This window comes from Streptomyces sp. NPDC007264, assembly GCF_042869095.1.
Lineage (GTDB): Bacteria > Actinomycetota > Actinomycetes > Streptomycetales > Streptomycetaceae > Streptomyces.
In genome coordinates, this window is record NZ_JBIAFD010000026.1 from 22,273 (window position 1) to 44,214 (window position 21,942).

Annotated in this window: 18 protein-coding genes; 7 read left to right on the plus strand and 11 right to left on the minus strand. The window is 72.3% G+C overall.

Annotated features, from left to right (window positions below; translation table 11 throughout):
• Positions 1–8 precede the first annotated feature (8 nt).
• A complete protein-coding gene (locus tag ACFYMU_RS31170) occupies positions 9–740 on the plus strand; it encodes a Mut7-C RNAse domain-containing protein (RefSeq protein ID WP_388380425.1) in 732 nt (243 codons plus the stop codon).
• On the opposite strand, the gene ACFYMU_RS31175 is transcribed toward ACFYMU_RS31170, so the two are convergent.
• The 5 genes from ACFYMU_RS31175 to ACFYMU_RS31195 form a co-directional block, all read right to left on the minus strand.
• Positions 737–3,196: a galactose oxidase-like domain-containing protein gene (locus ACFYMU_RS31175; RefSeq protein ID WP_388380427.1), complete on the minus strand. Its 2,460-nt coding sequence runs from the start codon at positions 3,194–3,196 to the stop codon at positions 737–739. The two genes, ACFYMU_RS31170 and ACFYMU_RS31175, sit on opposite strands and share 4 nt — an antisense overlap.
• Positions 3,193–4,389 carry a glycosyltransferase gene (locus ACFYMU_RS31180; protein WP_388380429.1) on the minus strand — a complete coding sequence of 399 codons (1,197 nt, stop codon included), beginning with the start codon at positions 4,387–4,389 and terminating at the stop codon, positions 3,193–3,195. The genes ACFYMU_RS31175 and ACFYMU_RS31180 overlap by 4 nt, the downstream gene beginning before the upstream one ends.
• Positions 4,386–6,029, minus strand: a complete 1,644-nt coding sequence (locus tag ACFYMU_RS31185) for an ArnT family glycosyltransferase (protein ID WP_388380431.1) — start codon at positions 6,027–6,029, stop codon at positions 4,386–4,388. Before ACFYMU_RS31185 ends, ACFYMU_RS31180 begins: the two co-directional genes overlap by 4 nt.
• Positions 6,026–7,303 carry a glycosyltransferase gene (locus ACFYMU_RS31190; protein ID WP_388380434.1) on the minus strand — a complete coding sequence of 426 codons (1,278 nt, stop codon included), beginning with the start codon at positions 7,301–7,303 and terminating at the stop codon, positions 6,026–6,028. The genes ACFYMU_RS31185 and ACFYMU_RS31190 overlap by 4 nt, the downstream gene beginning before the upstream one ends.
• A gap of 207 nt (positions 7,304–7,510) precedes the next feature.
• Complete coding sequence (locus ACFYMU_RS31195; RefSeq protein ID WP_388380437.1) at positions 7,511–9,619, minus strand: thioredoxin domain-containing protein; 2,109 nt, start codon at positions 9,617–9,619, stop codon at positions 7,511–7,513.
• Positions 9,620–9,789: 170 nt separating this feature from the next.
• On the opposite strand from ACFYMU_RS31195, the gene ACFYMU_RS31200 reads away from it, so the two are divergent.
• The gene (locus ACFYMU_RS31200) at positions 9,790–12,987 is read left to right on the plus strand and encodes a tetratricopeptide repeat protein (RefSeq protein WP_388380440.1); all 3,198 of its coding nucleotides are present in this window, start codon (positions 9,790–9,792) and stop codon (positions 12,985–12,987) included.
• 94 nt (positions 12,988–13,081) lie between these two features.
• Here ACFYMU_RS31200 and ACFYMU_RS31205 read toward each other — a convergent pair whose 3' ends face one another.
• Positions 13,082–13,342, minus strand: coding sequence for a hypothetical protein (locus ACFYMU_RS31205; protein WP_388380444.1), 261 nt, complete (start codon positions 13,340–13,342; stop codon positions 13,082–13,084).
• A gap of 6 nt (positions 13,343–13,348) precedes the next feature.
• Positions 13,349–14,227 carry a mycothiol conjugate amidase Mca gene (gene mca, locus ACFYMU_RS31210; RefSeq protein WP_388380447.1) on the minus strand — a complete coding sequence of 293 codons (879 nt, stop codon included), beginning with the start codon at positions 14,225–14,227 and terminating at the stop codon, positions 13,349–13,351.
• A gap of 157 nt (positions 14,228–14,384) precedes the next feature.
• Between mca and ACFYMU_RS31215 the strand changes: the two genes are divergently transcribed.
• Both ACFYMU_RS31215 and greA read left to right on the plus strand, forming a co-directional pair.
• A complete protein-coding gene (locus ACFYMU_RS31215; RefSeq protein WP_388380449.1) occupies positions 14,385–14,783 on the plus strand; it encodes a DUF4307 domain-containing protein in 399 nt (132 codons plus the stop codon).
• 168 nt (positions 14,784–14,951) lie between these two features.
• Positions 14,952–15,449 carry a transcription elongation factor GreA gene (gene greA, locus ACFYMU_RS31220; protein ID WP_388380452.1) on the plus strand — a complete coding sequence of 166 codons (498 nt, stop codon included), beginning with the start codon at positions 14,952–14,954 and terminating at the stop codon, positions 15,447–15,449.
• A 71-nt stretch (positions 15,450–15,520) separates the two neighbouring features.
• Here the strand turns inward: greA and ACFYMU_RS31225 are convergent, their stop codons facing one another.
• The 3 genes from ACFYMU_RS31225 to ilvA all read right to left on the minus strand — a co-directional run bounded on the left by ACFYMU_RS31225 (position 15,521) and on the right by ilvA (position 18,827).
• A complete protein-coding gene (locus ACFYMU_RS31225; RefSeq protein ID WP_388380455.1) occupies positions 15,521–16,378 on the minus strand; it encodes an ABC transporter permease in 858 nt (285 codons plus the stop codon).
• Positions 16,375–17,385, minus strand: coding sequence for an ATP-binding cassette domain-containing protein (locus ACFYMU_RS31230; protein ID WP_388380458.1), 1,011 nt, complete (start codon positions 17,383–17,385; stop codon positions 16,375–16,377). Before ACFYMU_RS31230 ends, ACFYMU_RS31225 begins: the two co-directional genes overlap by 4 nt.
• Before the next feature lie 212 nt (positions 17,386–17,597).
• Positions 17,598–18,827 (minus strand): threonine ammonia-lyase, encoded by a 1,230-nt coding sequence (gene ilvA, locus ACFYMU_RS31235; protein WP_388380460.1) that lies wholly within the window; start codon positions 18,825–18,827, stop codon positions 17,598–17,600.
• A 164-nt stretch (positions 18,828–18,991) separates the two neighbouring features.
• Here ilvA and ACFYMU_RS31240 point away from each other — a divergent pair, with 164 nt between their 5' ends.
• From ACFYMU_RS31240 to ACFYMU_RS31250, 3 genes are all read left to right on the plus strand, one after another.
• Positions 18,992–19,498, plus strand: a complete 507-nt coding sequence (locus ACFYMU_RS31240; RefSeq protein WP_388380589.1) for a MarR family winged helix-turn-helix transcriptional regulator — start codon at positions 18,992–18,994, stop codon at positions 19,496–19,498.
• 159 nt (positions 19,499–19,657) lie between these two features.
• Positions 19,658–20,161, plus strand: a complete 504-nt coding sequence (locus ACFYMU_RS31245) for a sigma factor-like helix-turn-helix DNA-binding protein (protein ID WP_388380463.1) — start codon at positions 19,658–19,660, stop codon at positions 20,159–20,161.
• A 94-nt stretch (positions 20,162–20,255) separates the two neighbouring features.
• Positions 20,256–20,504 carry a hypothetical protein gene (locus tag ACFYMU_RS31250; RefSeq protein WP_388380466.1) on the plus strand — a complete coding sequence of 83 codons (249 nt, stop codon included), beginning with the start codon at positions 20,256–20,258 and terminating at the stop codon, positions 20,502–20,504.
• A 213-nt stretch (positions 20,505–20,717) separates the two neighbouring features.
• On the opposite strand, the gene ACFYMU_RS31255 is transcribed toward ACFYMU_RS31250, so the two are convergent.
• Entirely contained in the window at positions 20,718–21,872 is a 1,155-nt protein-coding gene (locus ACFYMU_RS31255) for a cystathionine gamma-synthase (RefSeq protein WP_388380469.1), read from the minus strand.
• Positions 21,873–21,942: the final 70 nt, after the last annotated feature.

The following is a 21,942-nucleotide window of genomic DNA, read 5'->3' on the forward strand; positions in this document are numbered from 1 at the left end:
CTGGCCAGGTGAACGGACCCGAGATCCACGTCGAGTTCTCCCCGGAGCTGGGGCTCTTCGTCCCGCACGCACGGCGCGGGCGCGCCACGAAGGTCGTCACCGACGGCGCCTCCTCGCTCGGCCATGTCGTCGAGTCGCTGGGCGTGCCCCTGACCGAGGTCGGGGAGCTCCTCGTGGACGGCCGCGCCTCCTCCTTCTCCCATGTGCCCGCCGCCGGCGAGTCCGTCGAGGTGCGCCCCGTCGAGCGGCCCCAGCAGGTGCCCGGCGCCCCGCTGCGCTTCCTCCTCGACGTCCACCTCGGCACCCTGGCCCGCCGGCTGCGGCTGCTGGGCGTGGACACGGCGTACGAGTCCACGGACATCGGCGACGCGGCCCTGGCGTCCCGTTCCGCGGCCGAGCGCCGGGTGATGCTCAGCCGCGACCGGGGGCTGCTGCGCCGCCGGGAGCTGTGGGCGGGCGGGTACGTCTACAGCACCCGGCCGGAGGACCAACTCCGGGACGTGCTCGACCGGTTCGCGCCCGAGCTGCGGCCCTGGACGCGCTGCACCGCCTGCAACGGCCTGCTCCGCGACGCCACGAAGGAGGAGGTCGCCGACCAGCTGAAGCACGGCACCAAGCGGACGTACGAGGTGTTCGCCCGGTGCCGGGACTGCGGCCGTGCCTACTGGCGGGGCGCGCACCACGACCAGCTGGAGGCCATCGTGGAGCGCGCCCTCGCCTACGGGGCGAGCCGGGACTAGCGCTGGACTGGCGCTGGACTGGCGCTGGACTGGCGCCTCTTCACGTCTCCCTTCCCGCAGGCCACCCCGTCCCCGTTCCGGTCGAGGCGCAGCGGGTCGTCCCGGCCGTTGACCTCCAGGCGGCCGTAGTCGTTCTGCGCCAGCCAGGCGCAGCGGGCGGCCGTCGTCCTCTTCACCTGGGGCGGGAACACGGTCGGCACGCACACGTTGGCCGAGCCGTAGTGCCGGTCGCAGCCCGAGATCGTCGGGCCGACCTGCTGCGAGGCGCGCTTCCGGCCGGCGCCGGTGGTCGTGCCCCGCGGGGAGTCGGCGAAGGAGTGGACGTGGGCCGAGGCGGTGGCCGGGGACAGGGCGGCCGGGCCCTGCAGATGGATCCACCGGGCCACCGAGGGGACGCCGTTCGCGTCGACCGCGAAGAGCATGTACCAGCCGGGCGGGGCCAGGTCGGGATTGCTCGTCACGTTCAGGTCGACGCCGGTGCCGTCCACCGACAGCGGCAGGTCCACGAACCGCTGGTTCGGGTCCGAGGAGTGGGTGACCGCGGCGGGGCGGATCAGCTCCGCCTTCGCGATGGGCCGGTCGACGGTGATGCGCTGCGTGGTGCCGTAGGTCCACTGGTTGTCGATCACCGAGGTGATCACCGGGCGGGTGCCCTTGAACAGGTAGGGCGGCGAGTAGATCGACACGTTGTGGTTCCAGGTGCCGTTGCCCGGGTTGTCGCCGGTGGCCATCACACGTCCGTCCGGCAGCAGGAAGGCCGAGGAGTGGTAGCCGCGGGCCTCCGGGTCGGCGGCCACCGGGTCGAAGGTGGTGGTGCCCGGGTCGAAGATCGAGGACTCGTGCACGGGGTCGGCGCGGTTGTGCAGCGCGCCGCCGGTCTCCAGCACCTTGCCGTCCGGCAGGAGGACCGCGGAGACGTACATCTTGCCCTGGGCCCCGGTCTCCGCGACCGGTCCGTTGCCGAGGTCGACGGTGCCCTGCGGCAGCGGCGGCCCGGCCGTGTACTGCGGGCCGGCCTGCTTGAGGTCGATGATGTCCGTCAGCCGGTTCGCGTCTGGGTTGGAGTCGATGTTGCCGCCGCCGAGGGTGAGGACCCGCTGGTCCTGGGCGGGCGGCAGCAGCACGCTCGCCGACTGGTCGCGCTCGTCCTTGTTCTGCAGACCCGGGACCGGCGTGATCGTGTTCGCGCCGTAGTCGTAGATCGCGGAGCCGGTGCCCGGGATGTTGTTGCCGAAGACATGGCTGCCCGAGTAGAACAGGCGGCCGTCCTGCATGAGGATCATCGACGGGTACAGGCCCCAGTACGACCAGGTCTGGTTGACCTTCCACAGCGGCAGCCACTGCTGGTCGGCGTCCGACCAGTACTCGGTGGTCACCGAGCCCGTGGAGTCCTCGCGCAGCCCGCCGAAGGAGATCACGTCACCGTTGCCGAGCTCGGTCGCGGACGGGTACCAGTGGCCGTCGTTGAGGTCGTTGGTCCTGGTGTAGGTCTCGGTCGCCGGGTCGAAGACGTACGAGTCCTTGAAGCCCTCGTAGCCGTGCGAACCGTCCGCCGCCGGATACGCCTTGTTGCCGCTCATCACGAGCACGCGCCCGTCCTGGAGCTGGACGTGCCCGGCGCAGAACATGTCCTTCGGCGTGGGGACGACCTTGTACGAGCCGTTCGCCGGGTCGTAGACCGCGCTGGTGAAGGTGCCCGCCGCGAAGTTCTCCTCGCTGTTGCCCGAGCCCGCGATCAGCAGCACCTTGCCGTTGCTGAGGACGACGGAGTGCATGGAGCGCACCGGGTTCTGCGTGGGCAGGACCTCCCACCGGCCGTCGGCGCACTGGTCCGCCGTGCCCGTGCACTGCGCGGGCGGCAGCGGATCGGGGACCTGCTCCATGGTGTGGTCGTCGGTGGTCACGGACCCGGTGCCGTACACCGACGCACCCCAGGTGATCATGTCGGTGCCGGCCGGGACCTCGGGGGTGCGCACGCCCGCCTGGGCCCAGTCCGCGCTCATGTCGAGCGTCTTGAGGTCGGTCCAGTACTGCCAGCCCGTGGTCGTGTCGTGCCGGAACAGCGTGACCGCGACGTCCGGGGTGGTCGACCTGTACCAGAGCGAGAGGTCGTACTGCTTGCCGGGGGTGACCACCGGGGCGCAGGTCGCGGACTCGGTGATGAGCGCCTTGCGGTCGCCGTCGACGCGGCGGGTCAGCTCGACCTTCATCGCCCTGCCGCCGGTGTGGGCGTCGCTGGTGGTGGTGAAGGTGAAGTCGTTGTCGCCCCAGCCCGACTTCTCCCAGCAGTACGGCATCCCGTCGGTGCCGTCGGTCTCGAAGCCGGGGTTCTTGACGAGGTTGGCGGCCGAGGCCGGCTGCGGGGAGGTCAGGAGCAGTCCCGCCGTCAGACCGGTCACGGCCAGCAGGGCGGTCCTGCGTCTGCGCGGAGCGCGGAGTGCGCGGATGGTCTTCACCTGTGGCTCCTTGCTGTACGGCCCGTGGCCTCCCGGCCCCGGCGCGGCAGATACACCAGCGCTTCGGTGCCCGCGAAGCGCAGGACGAAGGTCGTCACCAGCGCGAGCGCGGTGGCGGGCAGCACGCTCGTCCCGAACGTGCCGACGAGCAGCGCGATCAGCGGGATGCGCAGGACGAGGTCGGCGTTGGCGAGGAGCGCGAAGCGGCCCACCCGGTCCGCCCAGTGCCGGTGGCGGCGGCGCTCGCGGAACAGCAGGTGCTCGATGAGCAGGAAGTTCCAGGCGACGCCGAGCTGGTTGGCCAGGATCTCCGCCGGCAGGTAGTGCAGGCCGAGCGCGGTGAGGGCCCACAGGCCCGCCAGGTTCGGTACGAAACCGGTGGCGCCGATCAGCCCGAACGCGATCATGCGCGCGACCGGCGAGGCGGTGCGCAGGCCGGCCAGATGGCGCAGGAAGCGGAGGCCCTCCTGCGCGGTGGACTTCGACTCGCCCGCGAACCGGTCCTGGAAGACGAACGGCACCTCGCTGACCTCGCGCGGCCTGCTGCGCACGGCCAGTTCGAGGAGGATCTTGTAGCCGAGCGGCCGGAGTGTCTCCGCGGTGACCGCGCTGCGGCGGATCGCGAAGAAGCCGCTCATCGGGTCGCTGATGCCGTGCAGTCGGCGCGGGAACAGCGACTTGGTCAGCCAGGTCGCGCCGCGTGAGACCGCGATGCGGTAGCCGCCCGCGAGCCCGGCGCGGCTGCCGCCCTTCAGATAGCGGGAGGCGACGACGAGACCGGCGTGCGTGCGCTCACCGGTGCCGACCAGTTCGGGTACCAGGGACGGCGGATGCTGCAGGTCGGCGTCCATGACGACGATCCAGTCGGAGGCGGCCGTCTTCATGCCCTCGAGGACGGCCCCGCCGAGTCCCCCGGCCGGCTCCTCGCGGTGCAGCAGGCTGACCGGGAACGGGCAGTCCTGCGCCGCGCGGGAGATCACCTCGGGGGTGTCGTCGGTGGAGTCGTCGACGAAGACGACCTCGCAGGGCAGCCGTCCGGGCACCGACTCGGTGATCCTGCGCAGCAGTTCGCGGATGTTCCCGGACTCGTTGAAGGTCGGTACGACGATGGTGACGGCACCGGGCTCGGGAACCTCGGCGGCGCGTACCGCCGGACCGCCCAGTTCTCCCGGAACGGTGGATTCATGGCTCATCGGTCGCCTCCCGCGCCCTGGTCGATGCTGCGGATCTCGATCCGGTCGGCCCCCGTGCCGAAGGTGGCGACCGGCGTCGAGTGCTCGATCGCGGCCTTCACGTTCGGCAGGTCGACGGCGTCGCGCCGCACCGTCGGGGAGGCCACCACGTAGTCGAGGTCGCGCCAGCCGCGCGGCATCGTCCTCGCCACCGCGGGGTCGAGGTCGGCCTTGTAGAACCAGATGGCGCCGAGGCCGGGCCGGTATCCGGCGTGCACGAGGTCGAGCCACAGCGCGTCGTCGACGAGGACACGGGTGTTCTCCGGGTCCGCCACCTCGTCCGCCAGCCACCGCGACGCGGCCCGGTAGGGGGCGTTGGCGTCGGCGGTGACGGCGGTGCGGTCGCCGTCGTACCAGCGGGGCACGACGTAGGCCCCGCCGGCCGCCACGAGCAGCGCCGCCACGGCGTACCGCGCCCAGGTGACGTACCGCTTCTCGGCCGCGCCGCGCCGGCGGCGCAGCACCGCGTGAACAATGCCGGCGGCGGCGCCGGCCAGGACCAGCGCGAGGAACGGCAGGGCCTGGATGACGTACATGGCCGGCAGGTAGCCACCGGGCCGCATCGCGACCAGGGTGAGGATCGCGACGGCGAGCGCGGGCCCGGCCAGCGCCCGGGCCGTCACCGACCGGCGCCAGGTGAGCAGGAGCAGCAGCGCCCCGGCGAGGCCGCCGATCGGCAGGACGCGGTCGTAGTAGAGCCAGGAGTGCAGCACGCCGTGGGAGCCGGAGCCGGGATCGAGCAGGAACCCGGACCCGGCCCGGCTCATCTGGTAGGCGATGCCGTCCCACAGCGAGACATGGCCGGGACCCGGCAGCAACTCCCCCTTGAGCAGGGCGAACAGGGGGTACGAGAGACCGATCAGCACACACGCGGTGACCGCGCCGGTGAGTGCGAACTTCCGGGTGTCGCGGTGGCTGTGGCGCCACATCGTGAGGAAGACGGCGGGCAGGACGACGAGCATCGTCTCCTTGGTCAGGACGCCGGCCGCCGCGGCGAGGCCCGCGCCGAAGTGGTGCCACAGATGGCGGCTCGGGGACGCGGCCAGGGTGAAGGCGAGCAGCGTCCACATCACCGCGATGTTGTCGAGGAAGATCTCGCGCTGGAGGACCACCGAGAGCGGGGAGAGCCCGAAGAGGGCCGTCGCGAGGCCCGCCGCCCAGGCCGGCAGCCGCAGGCGGCGGGCGAGGACGTAGACGAGGACCGCGCTCGCCGCGCCGACCACCAGCAGGGCGGCGCGCATGGCGCCGACCGTCATCAGCCCCGGGTCGATGCGGGAGGGGATCCAGGTCAGCAGGGCCACCTGGATCCAGCCGAGGGGCGGGTGGTCGTACCAGTACGTGTAGTGGGCGAGCCCATGGCCGTTCTGCACGGCCCACGCCTGGGCGAGATAGGTGCCCTCGTCGTCGCTGAGGGCCGGGTAGTCGGCGATGTTCCAGCCCTGGACCGTGAGGACCGCCGCGAGGAGCACCCCGCACAGCGCCAGATCCGGCCGGGAGCGGCGGAAGCGGAACACCGGAAGGCGCGCGGGGACGGTGATGGGGACAGGTGTGTCCTGCGCGGGGACCGTGGTGCCGGTCGCCGCGGGAAGAGTGGAGGTCACGCCGGAACGTCCTCTCGGGGCTCGCGGATCACGTCGGCCGCGGTCAGATGCGCGCCGACGTGGCTGGTCAGCTCCCAGTCGGTGCGGCCGCGCTGCTCGCGCCAGACGGCACGGACCGCGGCGCCGGCGAGGAGCACCTGGTAGAAGGGGCCGCCCACGATGAGCTTCACGTAGTGGGCGAGGTGGACGCGCAGCCCGTACTGCGTGCCGAAGTCGTGCAGCCCGACGACCTCGAAGACGAAGGTGACCGCGGCGGTCACGAGCGGCAGGAAGGTGAGGAAGGCGACACCGACCGGCACGTCCAGGAAGACGGCGATCGCGGCGTTGAGCGGGATGATCACGCCGGAGAACGCCTGCAGGAACGGCGTCATGAGGGTGTAGCGGGCGAGCAGCCGCTGCCCGAAGCCCGGGAGCTGCTTCCAGTCCTTCTTGCGGTAGACCTGGAGGAAGCCCTGGTTCCAGCGGGTGCGCTGCTTGAGCAGGGACATCAGCGAGCCGGGGGTCTCCTCCCGGGTGACCATGTCCGAGTCGTAGGCGACGACGACCTTCTTGCCGACGCTGGACAGCCGCACGCCCAGGTCGCAGTCCTCGGCGAGGCACTCGGGGTCCCACCCGCCGGCCTCCCTCAGCACGTCCGTCCGTACGAAGACGGTGTTGCCGCCGAGCGGGATGAAGCCCTTCTGCGCGTGCAGGTGCAGCCGGGAGCGGAACCAGAAGAAGTACTCCAGGCAGTTGCGCAGGCTGTACCAGCTGGAGTGGAAGTCGATGAGCTGCACCCCGCCCTGGACCACGTCCGCGCCCGTGGTGCGGAAGGCGTGGTCGACGTGGGCGAGCAGTTCCGGATGGACCTGGTCCTCGGCGTCGAAGACCCCGACGACGTCGCCGCGGCAGTGCGGCAGCGCCGTGTTCATGGCCTTCGGCTTGTTCTTCCTGTCGTGGTGGTCGACGACGACACGGACGCGCGCGTCCCGGGCCGCGGCCCTGCGGGCGACCTCGTCGGTCCCGGGGTCGTCGTGACCCACGATGACGATGATCTCGAAGTCGGCGTGGGCCGACTCCAGCAGCCGCTGGATCGTGTGCTCCAGGACGGCCTGTTCGTGTCTCGCGGGCAGGAGCAGCGAGAACGAGAGACGGTCGGCCCCGTCCGGGCTGCCGAACCTGGTGGAGGCGAGCACCTCGGGCGTGCGCCACGCGTGCATCTGCCACCACAGGGTGAAGGCCGCCATCCAGAACAGGGCGAGCGAAACGGCAGCGATGAAGACAGACGTCAGCAAAGATCCCCCCAGATCTCCTGAAACCCCCCGGTCGCGACGGCGCGTCATCGCGTCCGTCGCGTCACCGTGCAGAGACTAGGGGGAAAGTGTGAAGCCCGGGAGATCCTCCGATAAATAACTTGTTTCGGAACGAGCGGTCGCCTAACGGGATCTATCCGAACACACGGCCGGTCGCGATACCTGGAACGAATTCCTCCACTCGGCGTTTCAGCCGCTCAGCGCGGTACGCAGCCGTTCCGGATCGGTGGTCGGGGCATCACAGGTGAAGTTGCGGCAGACATATGCGGTGGGTTCACCGTGGACCAGGGGCCGGTCAATGAGGAGGGGCAGCTCTTCACTCCCCGGAGTGCCCACGGCCACCACCGCACCCGGCGCGGTGCCCAGAAGTGCCGTGCGGTGCAGGGTCCTGGTGGCAGGGTCGTCGAGGGCCGGGCCGACGACGGCGACCTCGCGCGGCCCGTCCAGGAGCGCCTCGGCCACGGCGAGCCCCCAGCCGATGAAGCGCGGCACACGCGCCCCCAGCGTCCTGACGACGCCCAACGCCCGCTCGGCGGCGGCGCGATGCGGTTCGGACCCGGTCTGCGCGGCATAGGACAGCAGGGCCCCGGCGGCGGCGGTCCAGCCGGAGGGGGTGGCGTTGTCCGTGGGGTCCTGGGGGCGGCGGATGAGCCGCTCGGCATCGGCGGCCGTGTCGTACAGCCCCCCGTCCTCGTCGGTGAAGCGCGCGAGCACATGGTCGAGCAGGAACCCGGCGAACTCAAGCCAGACGCCCTCCCCGGTGACGGAGGCGAGCGCGAGGAAGCCCTCGGCGACGTCGGCGTAGTCCTCCAGCACGCCCGCGCTGGGGCCCGCCTGGCCGTCCATCGACGTCCGGGCGAGGCGCGCGCGCTCGTCCATGTGCAGGCGTACGAGGAGGTCGGCGGCGCCCAGCGCGGCGTCCACGAGGTCGGGGCGGTCGAAGTACGCACCGGTCTCGGCCAAGGCGGCGACGGCGAGGCCGTTCCAGGCGGCGACCACCTTGTCGTCGCGGCCGGGGGCCGGGCGGCGGGCACGCGCCGCGGTGAGGCGCCGCCTGATCGATGCGGTCTTCTCCGCGTCGAACACCTGGTCGCTCTGCGGGAGTTGGAGGACGGAGCTGCCGTGCTCGAAGGTGCCCTCCTCGGTGACGCCGTAGTACCGGGCGGCGACTTCGGCGTCCTGGGCGCCGAGGACCTCGGCGAGTTGCTCGGGCGTCCAGACGTAGTAGGCGCCCTCCACGTGCCGGCCCGTGCCGCCCTCCCGCCTCCCACCACCGTCCTTCTGAAGTCGCTCCCCCGGACTCCGTCCGGGGGGACCCCCATCGCGCGGCACCTCCTCCTCGCTGTCCGCGTCGAGCGCCGAGGCGAACCCGCCCTCACGCGTGCGCAGTTCGCGGACCATGAAGTCGGCGGTCTCCAGGGCGACACGACGGGCGAGCTCCGAGCCGGTGGCGCGCCAGAGGTGGGCGTACACCCGGCACAGCAGGGCGTTGTCGTACAGCATCTTCTCGAAGTGCGGCACGGCCCAGTCGCGGCCCACGGAGTAGCGGGCGAACCCCCCGCCGAGCTGGTCGTAGATGCCGCCGCGCGCCATGCGCTCGCAGGTGTCCTGCGCCATCTGCAGGGCGCCCTCCGCGCCGGTGCGGGCGTGGTGGCGCAGCAGGAACTCCAGGACCATGGACGGCGGGAACTTCGGGGCGCCGCCGAAGCCGCCGTGCCGCGGGTCGTACTCGCGGGTGAGCCCGAGGAGGGCCTGGGCGAGCTCCTGCTCGCCGGGCACCTGTGTGCCGCCGTACGCCGGCCCCCGCCCGGCGAGGTCCCGCACGATCTTCCCGGCGACCTCCGCCACCTCGTCCCTGCGCTCGGACCAGGCCAGCCGGACGCCCTCGAGGACCTGCCGGAAGGAGGGCGTGCCGTGGCGGGGGGCGGGCGGGAAGTAGGTGCCGAAGTAGAAGGGTTCGGCGTCCGGGGTGAGGAAGACGGTCATGGGCCAGCCGCCCTGGCCGGTGGCCGCCTGCACGGCCTCCATGTAGACGGCGTCGACATCCGGTCGCTCTTCGCGGTCGACCTTGACGCTGACGAAGTGCTCGTTGAGGTAGGCGGCCGTCGCCTCGTCCTCGAACGACTCATGGGCCATGACGTGGCACCAGTGGCAGCTGCTGTAGCCGACGCTCAGCAGGACCGGCACGTTCCGCCTGCGTGCCTCGTCGAAGGCGGCGGCCGACCAGGGCCACCAGTGGACCGGGTTGTCGGCGTGCTGGAGCAGGTACGGGGACGTCTCATGGGCCAGTCGGTTCACACTCCCACTCTCCCACGGCGTCCGGGACCGCACAGAACCGCAGGCCGACCGGGCGCGCCCGTCAGGTGCCGATGACACGTGCGTTCGGTCGATCGGCGGCACCCTCGCGCGCGCGCCGCTCCCGAAGGACACTCGTGGTCCACGACGTTGTCACCGGAGGGGGACGGGACATGCGAGACAGCCACCGGGCGGAAGCGGAGCGGCTGTTGGCACGGGCGGTGGAGGAGGAGGTGCGCCGCTCGGGCGGCCGCACCGACGGGGCCGTCCTCCTGTCGCGGGCGCGCGGGGCGCTCGACGCGATGGCGCGGACGGCCGCGGAGGAGTACGAGGCGTACGCCGCAGCCCTCGACGAGGCGGAGGCCGGGCGGCTGTCCTTCCGCCGCCGCTACGCGCGCGAGGGAGCCGGGACTCCCCTGCTGGTGGCGGCCGTTGCGGCGGCCGCGGCCTGCCTGGCCGACCTCGCCCTGGGCACGGACACGGGGACGGCCCTCGGCGCGGGCGCCGCCGCCGGGGTCGTGAGCGCCGCCGCCACGGTGGTCAAGGTGACCGCCTCCCATCTCCCGGCGGCCAGCCGGCGGGCGGGCGAGCTCGGCCGGCCCGGCGGTCCCGAGCAGCTGCGCCTGCAGTGGCTGACCGCCCTGGAGGTGCGCGGCATCCGCCCCTTCCTCGACCAGCAGCGGGTGCTCGTGTCCACGACCCCCACGAAGGGCTCCACGCGGCTGCGCCGCACCGACAAGAGCGCGGCGGCCCGCAGGCGCAGCACACTGGAGCAGTCGTTCGGCCGGCTCCCCGACCCGGTCGGCCCGTTCACGGGGCGGCGGCAGGAGCTGGCGCGGATCCGGCAGTGGGTCCAGGCGGCCCGGGCGAGCACGGAGACCCAGCCGCTGGTGGTCGTCCTGCACGGCGCCCCGGGATCGGGGCGCACGACGCTCGCGATCCGCGCCGCGCACGAACTCAAGGACCACTTCCGTGGCGCCTCCGTCGTGGACCTGCGCGGCGACGGGGGCGGGGAGCCCCCGCTGTCCACCCGGGACGCCCTGCTCCATCTGCTCAACCGGCTCGGCGCCCCCCGCGAGCAGCTCCTGTTCCGCGAGCGCTCCGCACCGGACCAGCAGGTCAAGCGGTTGAGCGAGCTGTACCACCGGCATCTGACGGGCCTGCCGGTCGTCGTCGTGCTCGACGACGCCTCGGACGCCGAGCAGGTCCGCACCCTCGTCCCCGAGCGCTCCGAGAGCCTGGTGCTCGTCACCGCCCGGGCACCCCTCGACCTGCCCGCGGACCTGCCGGCCCGCGTGCACCGGCTCCCGGTCGAGGCACTGGACGCGGCGGCCGCCGAGGAACTGCTGACCGCGACCGCCCAGGACGCCTCGGGGCCCTACGACGCCGAAGCCGCCGAGCGTGTCAGGGAGCTGTGCGGCGGGCTGCCCCTGGCCCTGCGTGTCGCGGGATCCTCCCTGGGCCCGCGCACCCCGCGCGCCCTGGCCACGGACCTCGGCGCGTACGGTCCCGTGGAGCCCGTGGAACGTGCCCTGTGGCTGCGCTACACCGACCAGTCCGAGGCGGCCCGGCGCCTGCTGCGGCGGCTCGCGCTGGCGGGCCGGGCGTCACTCGGCGCGGCCGCGGCGGCGGCCCTGCTGGCCACGGACGAGCAGGAGGCGGCCCGCCTGCTGCAGACGCTGGCCCGCGCGGGGCTGGTCGACCATGTGCGCGGCAGCCGCTACCGCCTGCACGACCTCGTACGGGCCTTCGCGCAGGCCCGCCTGGCGGACGAGGAGGAGCCGGCCGAGCGCACGGCCGCGCAGGAGCGCCTGATCGTCAACTACGCGGAGCTGGCCGACTCGGTGCTGCGCCTGGTGGACGGCAACATGTCGACCCGCTCGGACCGCTTCGGGCCGCACGGCTTCACGTCCCTGGACGCGGCGCTGCGCTGGCTGGACGACGAGACGAGCTTCATCACCGCCACCCTGCGGCACACGGAGGGAGTCGACCGGGCGGCGGTGCAGAACCTCCTGGGCGCCCTGTGCGACTACTGCCTGCTGCGTGGCGACCTCTACCGCCTCGGGGAGATCAGCGAGCTGACCCAGGCCGCCGACCAGGACCTGCTGGTCCGCTCGGTGCAGTGGCGGACCGGGATCGCGGCCCGCCAGCTGGGCGAGCTGGACAAGGCGCGCACGACGCTGGCCTCGGTGGTGGACCTCTACGTCGAGGCCCATCACACCGCGGGCGCCGCCAGAGCGCTGTGCTCCCTCGGCATCACGCTCCACCACCAGGGCAACCTCACCGAGGCCGCGGCCCGGCTGCGGGAGGCCATGGACCTCCAGTCCGCCCCCGAGCTGGCGGCCGACCGCGCGTGGACGATGCACGCGCTGGCGGCCGTGGAGCGCGACCGCGGGCGGCCGGCCCCGGCCCTCGACCTGCTCACCCGCGCGCTGGAGCTGCACCGGGAGAACGAGTCGGTGCACGGCGAGGCGTGGGCCCAGATCCAGCTGGGCCAGCTGGCCCTGCGCATGGGCGACGTCCCTCGGGCGGAGAACGAGCTGCGCACGGCGCTGGACCTCCACACCCGCACCCGCGACGCCCGGGGCGACGCCTGGGCGCTGACCCAGCTCGCCCGCGCCCGCCTCGTCGCCGGCGACGCCTCCGCGGCGGCCGACGGTCTGCGCCGGGCGGGGTCGCGCCACCGGGAGAACGAGGACGCGCGCGGCGAGGCGTGGACGCTGTATTACCTGGGGCAGGCCCTGGAGGACTCGGGCGACCTCGACCAGGCGGTGCGGGAGCTGGAGCGCGCCCGCACCATGTTCTCGCGGATGCGGGACGTGTACGGCCTGGCCTGCGCCCGCCACCACTCGGCGCGCGTCACCCGGGACCAGCGGGTGGCCCGCACCGGCTCTCTGCGCAACTCGGGCTTCGCCCGGCAGCTCCTGGTGGACGCGAGGACGGACTTCCAGCGCGCCGGCGTGGCCCACGGCGAGGCCTGGACGTGCCTGGAACTCGCGGTGGTGGACGCCGGCAACGCCCGCACCCGGCAGGCGCTGGCCCTGTGCGACGAGGCGGTGGACCTGTTCACGTCCTACGGCGACCGCAGGGGCGAGGACTGGGCCCGCTTCCTGCGCTGCACCCTCCTGCCCTACGCCTCACCGGGAGGGGTGGAGGTGGGCACCGCGGTGGCCCAGGAGGAACTGGCCCGGCTGTCCCGCACGGCCCACCCGGCGCGGGACGACAAGCTCGGCGACTGCATGGAGGCGTACCGGCTGCTGCTGGAGCGGGGCGTGAGCCTGGAGGACGGCTGGCAGGCGTGGCGCCTGGGCATGGTGCCGGGACGGCACGCACGGGAGGTGATGGGGGTGGCGGTGCCGGCGCAGGGCTGACGGCCCGGCCGGCGCACCGGGCAGGGCCGCGCCCGTCCACCGGCACGGCCCTCGAGGGTGCGGCCCCGGACGGGGACCGCCCACCGCCTCGGCCTCAGCCCTGCTGGGTCTTGGGCGTGCCCTGCGGCGCGCCCGGGCCCTTCTGCGCGGATTCCTCGCCGGAGGCTTCCGGATCGTTGAAGTCGACCTTGCCCATGTGCTTGTTCATGGACTTCATCAGGCCCCACACCGCCACTCCCATCACCGCGAAGACGATGAAGCCGAGGACGCCGGGGGTGACCTTGTTCTCGTCGATCTCCGCGAGGGAGACGAGGTGCGTCACTGCCAGGCTCACGCTTGCGCTCATGTCAGGCATTGTCCCTCAAGAACGCCGGACGCCTGCAAAGAGGTCGTCCTCGGGGAGGGAGGTGTCCACGAGGGACTTCGCCAGCTCGTACTCCTCCGTCGGCCAGATCTCCCTCTGGAGCTCCATCGGGACGCGGAACCAGCCGCCGTCGGGGTCGATCTGCGTCGCGTGCGCGATCAGCGCCTTGTCACGGATCTCGAAGAAGTCCGCGCAGGGGACGTGGGTGGTCAGGGTGCGCTCGACGCGCCCGAAATCGTCCCACCGCTTCAGCCACTCCCCGTACGGCGACTCCATGCCGCGCTCGAGCAGGGCGTGGTGCAGTGCCTCGGTGCGCGGCCGGTTGAAGCCCTGGTTGTAGTACAGCTTCAGCGGCTGCCACGCGGGGCCGAACTCCGCCTCCGGGTACTTCTCGGTGTCCGCCGCGCCCTCGAACGCCACCATCGAGATCTTGTGGGTCATGATGTGGTCGGGGTGCGGGTAACCGCCGTTCTCGTCGTAGGTGGTGATCACCTGCGGGCGGAACGCCCGGATGCTGCGGACCAGCTCGCCGGCCGCCTTGTCGACGTCCTCCAGGGCGAAGCAGCCCTCGGGGAGCGGGGGCAGCGGGTCGCCCTCCGGCAGGCCGGAGTCCACGAACCCGAGCCACTCCTGCTTGACGCCGAGGATCTCCCGGGCCTCGTCCATCTCCTTCTTGCGCACCTCGTGGATGTGCTCCTCGATGTACGCGTCGCCCTGCAGCTTCGGATTGAGGATGGAGCCGCGCTCCCCGCCCGTGCAGGTCACCACCAGCACGTCCACCCCCTCCGACACGTACTTCGCCATGGTGGCCGCGCCCTTGCTCGACTCGTCGTCGGGGTGCGCATGAACGGCCATCAGTCGCAGTTGGTCAGTCAAGACTCGATCCTCAGTGAAGTCGGCAAGTCGGCGCCCGGTTCGTACGGCGTGATGGGCGGCTTCTATAGTGACCGAATCGGGGGGCGAATAATTCCGGGTCCGGTACGCGGGCGCCCCTTCCGGGACGTTCGTCCCGGCCGCTGCCGAGAGGACGCTCATGAGTACGGCGAGCACGCGCCTGCCCGAGGGCCGTTACGGCCGTCCCGCGGACAAGCGCACCGACCGCACGCTCAAGATCGTCGGTGGCGTGCTGGGGGCGGTACTGCTCGCCGTCATCGGCTGGTTCGCGTACCACTACGTCGGGCAGAACGAGATCAGCGGCGAGGTCATCAGCTTCCAGACCTCACCGGACTCGGTCAAGGTGCACCTGGAGGTGCGCAAGGACGCGGACGCCACCGGCTACTGCACCGTGCGCTCCCAGGCCGCGGACGGCCTGGAGGTGGGGCGCGCGGACTTCCGGTTCGGCGGACACGCCACCCGCATCGACAGGGTCGTCACGCTCCGTACCACCGCGCAGGGCACCACGGCGGAGCTCCTCGGCTGTCACGGGGACTGACAGCACTCTTGTCGGGCGCCCCATGACGTGCGTAGATGTAGTTCTGATGCCTTATGTCCTCCCTCTCGAGCGACGGAGTTGTTAGGCTCGTGGTTTCGCCCACCCGTGAACGAACATGCTTCTGGGTAGGGCGATGCTTTGTATTCCCAGTACCGACGAGGAGCACCTGTGACCCAGACCAGCGAGAACGTCACCTGGCTGACCCAGGAGGCGTACAACCAGCTCAAGGCCGAGCTGGAATACCTGTCTGGTCCCGCGCGCTCGGAGATCGCCGCCAAGATCGCCGCCGCGCGCGAGGAGGGCGACCTGCGTGAGAACGGCGGGTACCACGCGGCCAAGGAGGAGCAGGGCAAGCAGGAGCTCCGTGTGCGCCAGCTGACCCAGCTCCTGGAGAACGCCAAGGTCGGCGAGGCCCCCGCGGCCGACGGCGCGGTGGCACCCGGCATGGTCGTCACGATCGCCTTCGACGGGGACGAGGACGACACGCTGACCTTCCTGCTCGCCTCCCGCGAGTACGCGAGCGCCGCCATCGAGACGTACTCGCCGCAGTCCCCGCTGGGCACGGGCGTGCACGGCAAGAGGGTCGGCGAGGACGCGGAGTACGAGCTGCCCAACGGCAAGAAGGCATCGGTCCGGATCCTGAAGGCGGACCCCTACCAGGGCTGATCCTCCACGACTGGCACGGCGGGCCCCCGGCGTCTTCGCGCCGGGGGCCCGCCGTGTCCGCCGCCGTCGTCTCAGGCCGCGGCCGAGCGGTACTTGCGCACCGCCAGCGTCCTGAACACCACGATGATCAGAACCGAGTAGATGAGCGAGGCCCAGACCGGGTGGGCCATGGGCCAGGCGTCCGACGGCGACACGCCCGGATTGCCGAAGAGGGTGCGGCACGCCTGGACGGTGGCGCTGAACGGGTTCCATTCGGCGATGTGCCGCAACCAGGGCGTCATGTTGCTGGAGTCCACGAACGCGTTCGAGATGAACGTCACCGGGAACAGCCAGATCAGCCCGCCGGACGTCGCCGCCTCGGGCGTGCGCACCGAGAGGCCGATCAGCGCGCCGATCCAGGTGAACGCGTACCCCGTCAGAAGCAGCAGGCCGAAGGCGGCGAGCACCTTGCCGGCGTTGGTGTCGGCGTCGGAGCCCACACGCCAGCCGACGAGCGCGGCGACGACGGCGAGGACCATCAGGGTGAGCCCGGTCTGCACGAGGTCCGCGAGCGTGCGCCCGGTGAGCACCGCGCCCCGCGCCATGGGCAGCGAACGGAAGCGGTCGATGAGCCCCTTGTGCATGTCCTCGGCGATGCCCGCGCCGGCGCCCGCCGTGGCGAACGTGACGGTCTGGGCGAAGATCCCCGCCATCAGGAAGTTGCGGTAGTCGGTGGAGCTGGTGCTGCCGCCGATCTGCATGGAGCCGCCGAAGACGTAGCTGAACAGCACCACGAACATGATCGGCTGGATCAACCCGAAGATCACCATCTCCGGGATCCGGGTCATGCGGATCAGGTTCCGCTTGGCGATGACCAGCGAGTCGCGGACGGACTGGGTGACGGGGTTCGCGGGTGCCGCGACGGCCACGGCGGGGGTGCCGGCACTCACTTGGCGGTCTCCTTCGTGCGCTTGCGGGTGGTGGTGTCCTCGGCCGTGTCGTCGTCCTCGGGCTTCTCCTCGGCGACATGGCCGGTCAGGGACAGGAAGACGTCGTCCAGGGTGGGGCGGCGCAGCCCGATGTCGTCCATCTCGATGCCACGGGTGTCCAGCTCGCGGATGACCTCGGCGAGGAGCTTGGCGCCGCCGGTGACGGGGACGGTGAGCCTGCGGGTGTGCTCCTCGACCGTCGTGTCGCCCTTGCCGAAGGCGCCCAGGACCTCGGCCGCGGTCGTGATGTGCTCGCGCTCGTGCACGACCACCTCGACCCGCTCACCGCCGGTGCGCGCCTTGAGCTGGTCGGAGGTGCCGCGGGCGATGACCCGGCCGTGGTCGACGACGCAGATGTCGTGGGCCAGGTGGTCGGCCTCTTCGAGGTACTGGGTGGTCAGCAGCAGGGTGGTGCCGCCGGCGACGAGCTGCTTGATGACGTCCCACAGCTGCTGGCGGTTGCGCGGGTCGAGACCGGTCGTCGGCTCGTCCATGAACATCACGGGCGGCCGCACCACCAGCGCGGCCGCGAGGTCGAGGCGGCGGCGCATGCCGCCGGAGTAGGTCTTCGTCGGGCGGTCGGCGGCGTCCGTCAGATGGAACTGCTCCAGCAGCTCGGCCGCCCGCTGCTTCGCGGCCTTGGCCTTCATCTGATAGAGCCGGCCCACCATCTCGAGGTTCTCGCGGCCGGTGAGGTACTCGTCGACCGCTGCGAACTGCCCGGACAGGCCGACCGAGCGCCGCACGGCGTCGGGATGCTTGAGGACGTCGATCCCGGCGACGACCGCCGTGCCGCTGTCGGGGCGCAGCAGCGTCGTCAGGCAGCGGACGGTGGTGGTCTTGCCCGCGCCGTTGGGCCCCAGCAGCCCCAGCACGGTGCCTTCCGGGACGTCGAGGTCGACGCCGTCCAGAGCCCTTACGTCGCCGAAGGTCTTGACCAGACCCTCGGCATAGATGGCGCCTGGCATATGAGTTCTCCACGTCGTTGGGGATACGGCAGAGCGTAGGTTTCCCGCCCCGTCCGCTCCACGGTTTTTCGCGCACTGCGCCGCCGGACGTCCGCAGGCGTGCGAGCGCGACGGGACGAGACGAGACGAGACACACACAATAACGCGATGTATCGCGTCTCTCAACAGGGTTTGCCGTATCGCCGCGCCGCCGTCGCGACGGCGGCTCCTCCTCAGTCGATGACGGTGTAGCCCGCGTCCCGCAGCGCCCGGCCGACCTCGGCGCAGTGCTCCGGACCCTTCGTCTCCAGGTGCAGCTCGACCTCCGCCTCGGTGAGCCCGAGCCGCGGGTCGGTGCGCACGTGGCTCACGTCGAGCACATTGGCGTCGACCAGCGTCAGCACCCCCAGCAGCGTCGCGAGGGCACCCGGGCGGTCGGTCAGCCGCAGCCGCACGGCGAGGTAGCGGCCCTGCGCGGCCATGCCGTGCCGCAGGACGCGCTGCAACAGCACCGGGTCGACGTTGCCCCCGGACAGGACCGCGACCACCGGACCCTCCAAGGTCCCGGGACCGCCCAGCAGGGCCGCGACGGGGCTCGCCCCGGCCGGCTCGACGACCAGCTTGGCCCGTTCCAGGCACAGCAGCAGCGCGGTGGACAGCGCGTCCTCGGACACCGTGCGGATCTCGTCGACCAGGTCGCGGACGATCCGGAACGGCACGTCGCCGGGCCGCCCCACCCGGATGCCGTCGGCCATCGTGACCGGGTTCTCCACCGGCACCGGGCGCCCGGCCGCCAGCGAGGGCGGATAGGCGGCCGCGCCCTCCGCCTGCACGCCCACCACCCGCACGTCCGGGCGCAGCGCCTTCACCGCCGTCGCGATGCCCGCGATCAGACCCCCGCCGCCCACGCCGACGACGATCGTGCGCACTTCGGGGCACTGCTCCAGGATCTCCAGGCCCACCGTGCCCTGGCCCGCGATGATGTCCGGGTGGTCGAAGGGGTGGATGAACACCGCTCCCGTGTCGGCGGCGTACCGCTGCGCGGCGGCCAGCGTCTCGTCCACCACCTGCCCGTGCAGCCGTACGTCCGCGCCGTACTCGCGGGTCGCGCTGATCTTCGGCAGCGGCGCGCCCTTCGGCATGAACACCGTCGAGTGCACGCCGAGCAGGGTGGACGCGAGGGCGACGCCCTGCGCGTGGTTGCCGGCGCTCGCGGCGACGACCCCCGCGGCGCGCTCCTCGGGCAGCAGCCCCGCGATGCGCACATAGGCGCCGCGCAGCTTGAACGACCCCGTCCGCTGGAGGTTCTCGCACTTGAGGTGCACCGGCGTCCCGACCAGCCGGGACAGGTACCTGCTCCCCTCCATGGCGGTGACGCGCGCGACACCCGCGAGCATCTTCTGGGCGCCCCGTACGTCGTCCAGCGTCACCGTCGGCAAGGAGTCGGCCGTGCTGTAGTTCATGACCACCAGTCTCGCAGTTCACGCCCGTCCGCACCGGGTGTGACCAAGCCCCGGGACGGGTTTGTGCAGCGCCGGTACGGCCCGCGCCCCGGCCGCGTACCCTGTCCCCCAACCCAGCTCCCCACGCATGAAGTGAGCCTTCCGCCATGCCCACAACACCTGAAATGTCGATGGACATGACGACCGTCGGTGACACCGGTCTCCTCGACACCCTGCAGCACGAGGTCGCGGTGTTCGCGCGCCGCGCCGAACAGACACGGCTCGGCGGGGTCGGCCAGGTGCGCAACTCCATGGACCGCGCCGCGTACTTGCTGCTCAACCGCCTCGACAAGGAAGGCCCGATGGGCGTGAAGGCGCTCGCCGCCAGCATGGGCATCGACTCGTCCACGGTCACCCGGCAGGTCGCGCCGCTGGTCGACACCGGCCTCGTCAAACGCACCTCCCACCCCGAGGACGGGCGCGCCGTGGTGCTCCAGCTCTCCCCGCGCGGAGCGGCCCGCCTGGAGGAAGTACGTTCCTCCCGGCGCCAGCTGATGGCCGAGCTGACGCAGGACTGGGCGCCGGAGGAGCGTGAGGCGTTCTGCACGCTCCTCACCCGGTTCAACGTCGCCCTCTCCGCCAGGCAGGCCGCGCAGGGCGTCGCGGCCACGGAGTCGCAGCCGACGTCCTGAACACCGGGGCGCCCCCGTTCCGCCGTCACGTGGGCGGTCGTCGTGGGCAACCGCTTCCCGGCTCTTGACCCGGGGGGTGCGACCGGTCTCATATGAGATCGGGTCCCTGTCGTGGCGGGGCCCCGTCCCCTTCAGGGTCACCCTCAGGCGGGAGGCGCGGTGCGAGAACGGCATGCGTCCCAAGGCGCCCGCCGGGCCCGGGAGTTCGAGTCGTTCGTCGCGGGCGCGGCCGGGCGGCTGCTGCACGCCGCCACGCTGCTCACCGCGGAGGCCCCGGACGACACTCCGCGCGCGCGGCGCCTGCTGACGCTCGCCCTGGCCCAGACGTACGCCTCCTGGGACCGCCGGCGCGGCGAGGACCCGTACGACCGGGCCCGTCAGCATCTGGTCTTCCGCTTCGCGCGCGGCGCGTGGCACCAGTACGGGGCGCTCGGCCGGCACCGGGCGGACTCGGGCAGCGTGCTCGCCGGCCTGTCCCCCCGGGAGCGGCTGGTCATCGTCCTCAGGCTGTACGAGGGTGTGGCGGAGGAGCAGACGGCGGCACTGCTGGGTCTGCCCGTCGAACGGGTGCGGGCGATCGGGGCGCGGGCGATGGCCACGCTGCTGCATCCACCGCGGGAGGCGGCGCGGGCCGTCCTCGGCGCCGAGGTGGCACCGTCATGAGGGGGCCGTCCCGGCACGGGAGCGGCGCGGAGCCGTTCCGCGCGGCCCTTCTGGGGGCCGACCGCGACGGGGCCGACCGCGACGGGGGTGGCCGGTGAACCTGCCCGAGCGGGAGGCCTCCGTGCGGCGGATGCTGGAGCGCACACCGCCACAGGTGCCGCCGGACCTGTACGACGAGGTGGTGCGGCGGGGTTCCCGCATGCTGCGTCGCCGGGCGGCGGCGCGCCGCCTGCTGTGGCTGGCGCTGCTGTCCGCGGCCGTCGCCTTCGCGATCTGGGCGTCCGTCGCACGCCCCTGGGTGGAGCCGCCGTCGACGACGACCCCACCGGTCAGCAACTGGTGAGACCCGGGCGGAACGCTCGTGGCTCTGGTGGGCCCTGTCGTTTGGATCACCCCGGCGTCGCGGGGTCCGGCACGCACATCCGCGGCGTTGTCGTCGGTTGCCGACGCCCCGCGTCGGCGCCCTCCTCCGCCTTGCAGCCGCACGCACCGGACCCCGCTCGGGTCGGCCGGAAGGCGCCGGGACCCACAGCCGGCCTGATCCGGACGACAGGGCCTAGCGCAGGGCCTGCTGCAGGTCCTCCAGGAGGTCGTCGACGTTCTCGATGCCCACGGAGAGCCGGACGAGATCGGCGGGCACCTCCAGCGCCGAGCCGGCCGCGGACGCGTGCGTCATGCGCCCGGGGTGCTCGATGAGGGACTCCACACCCCCCAGGGACTCGCCGAGCGTGAACACCTTGGCGCGGTTGCAGACCTCCACGGCCGCTTCCTCGCCGCCCTCGACCTGGAAGGAGATCATGCCGCCGAACGCCTTCATCTGCTTGGCGGCGGTCTCGTGCCCGGGATGCTCCGGCAGGCCCGGGTACAGCACACGCGTCACGCGCGCGTGGCGGGTGAGCATGTCGGCGACCTTGGCGGCGTTCTCACTGTGCCGGTCCATGCGGACGGCGAGGGTCTTGGTGCCGCGCAGCACCAGCCAGGAGTCGAAGGGGCCGGCGACCGCGCCCATCGCGTTCTGGTGGTACGCCAGCTCCTGGCCCAGTCCCTCGTCGTTCACGATCAGCGCGCCCCCGACGACATCGGAGTGGCCGCCCATGTACTTGGTCAGGGAGTGCACGACGACATCGGCGCCGAGCGAGAGCGGCTGCTGGAGGTAGGGGGTCGCGAAGGTGTTGTCGACGACGAGCCTGGCACCCGCGTCACGGGCGATCTGGGCGACGGCTGCGATGTCGGTGATGCCGAGCAGCGGGTTGGAGGGGGTCTCCACCCACACCGCCTTGGTCTTCGGCGTGAGTGCGGCCCGCACGGAGGACGGATCGGAGGTGTCGGCGACCGACCACTCCACGCCCCACCGCGAGACGACCTTGGCGAAGAGGCGGAACGTGCCCCCGTACGCGTCGTTCGGGATGACCACGTGGTCGCCCGGGGCGAGCAGCGTACGCAACAGGCAGTCCTCGGCCGCCAGTCCGGACGCGAAGGCGAGGCCGCGGCGGCCGCCTTCCAGGGCGGCCAGGTTCTCCTCCAGGGCGGTCCTGGTGGGATTGGCGCTGCGGCTGTACTCGTAGCCGCCGCGCAGCCCGCCGACACCGTCCTGCTTGTAGGTCGACACCTGGTAGATCGGCGGGACGACCGCCCCGGTGAGGGGGTCGGCGGTGTTCCCCGCGTGAATCGCGAGGGTCTCGAAGTGCTGACTGATGTGCCTGTCGCTCATGGGGACCGAGGGTAGTGCGCCCAGGGCCGGGACGAGGCGGTGAAAGCGGGGCGCCGGTGCGAGGAGCGGG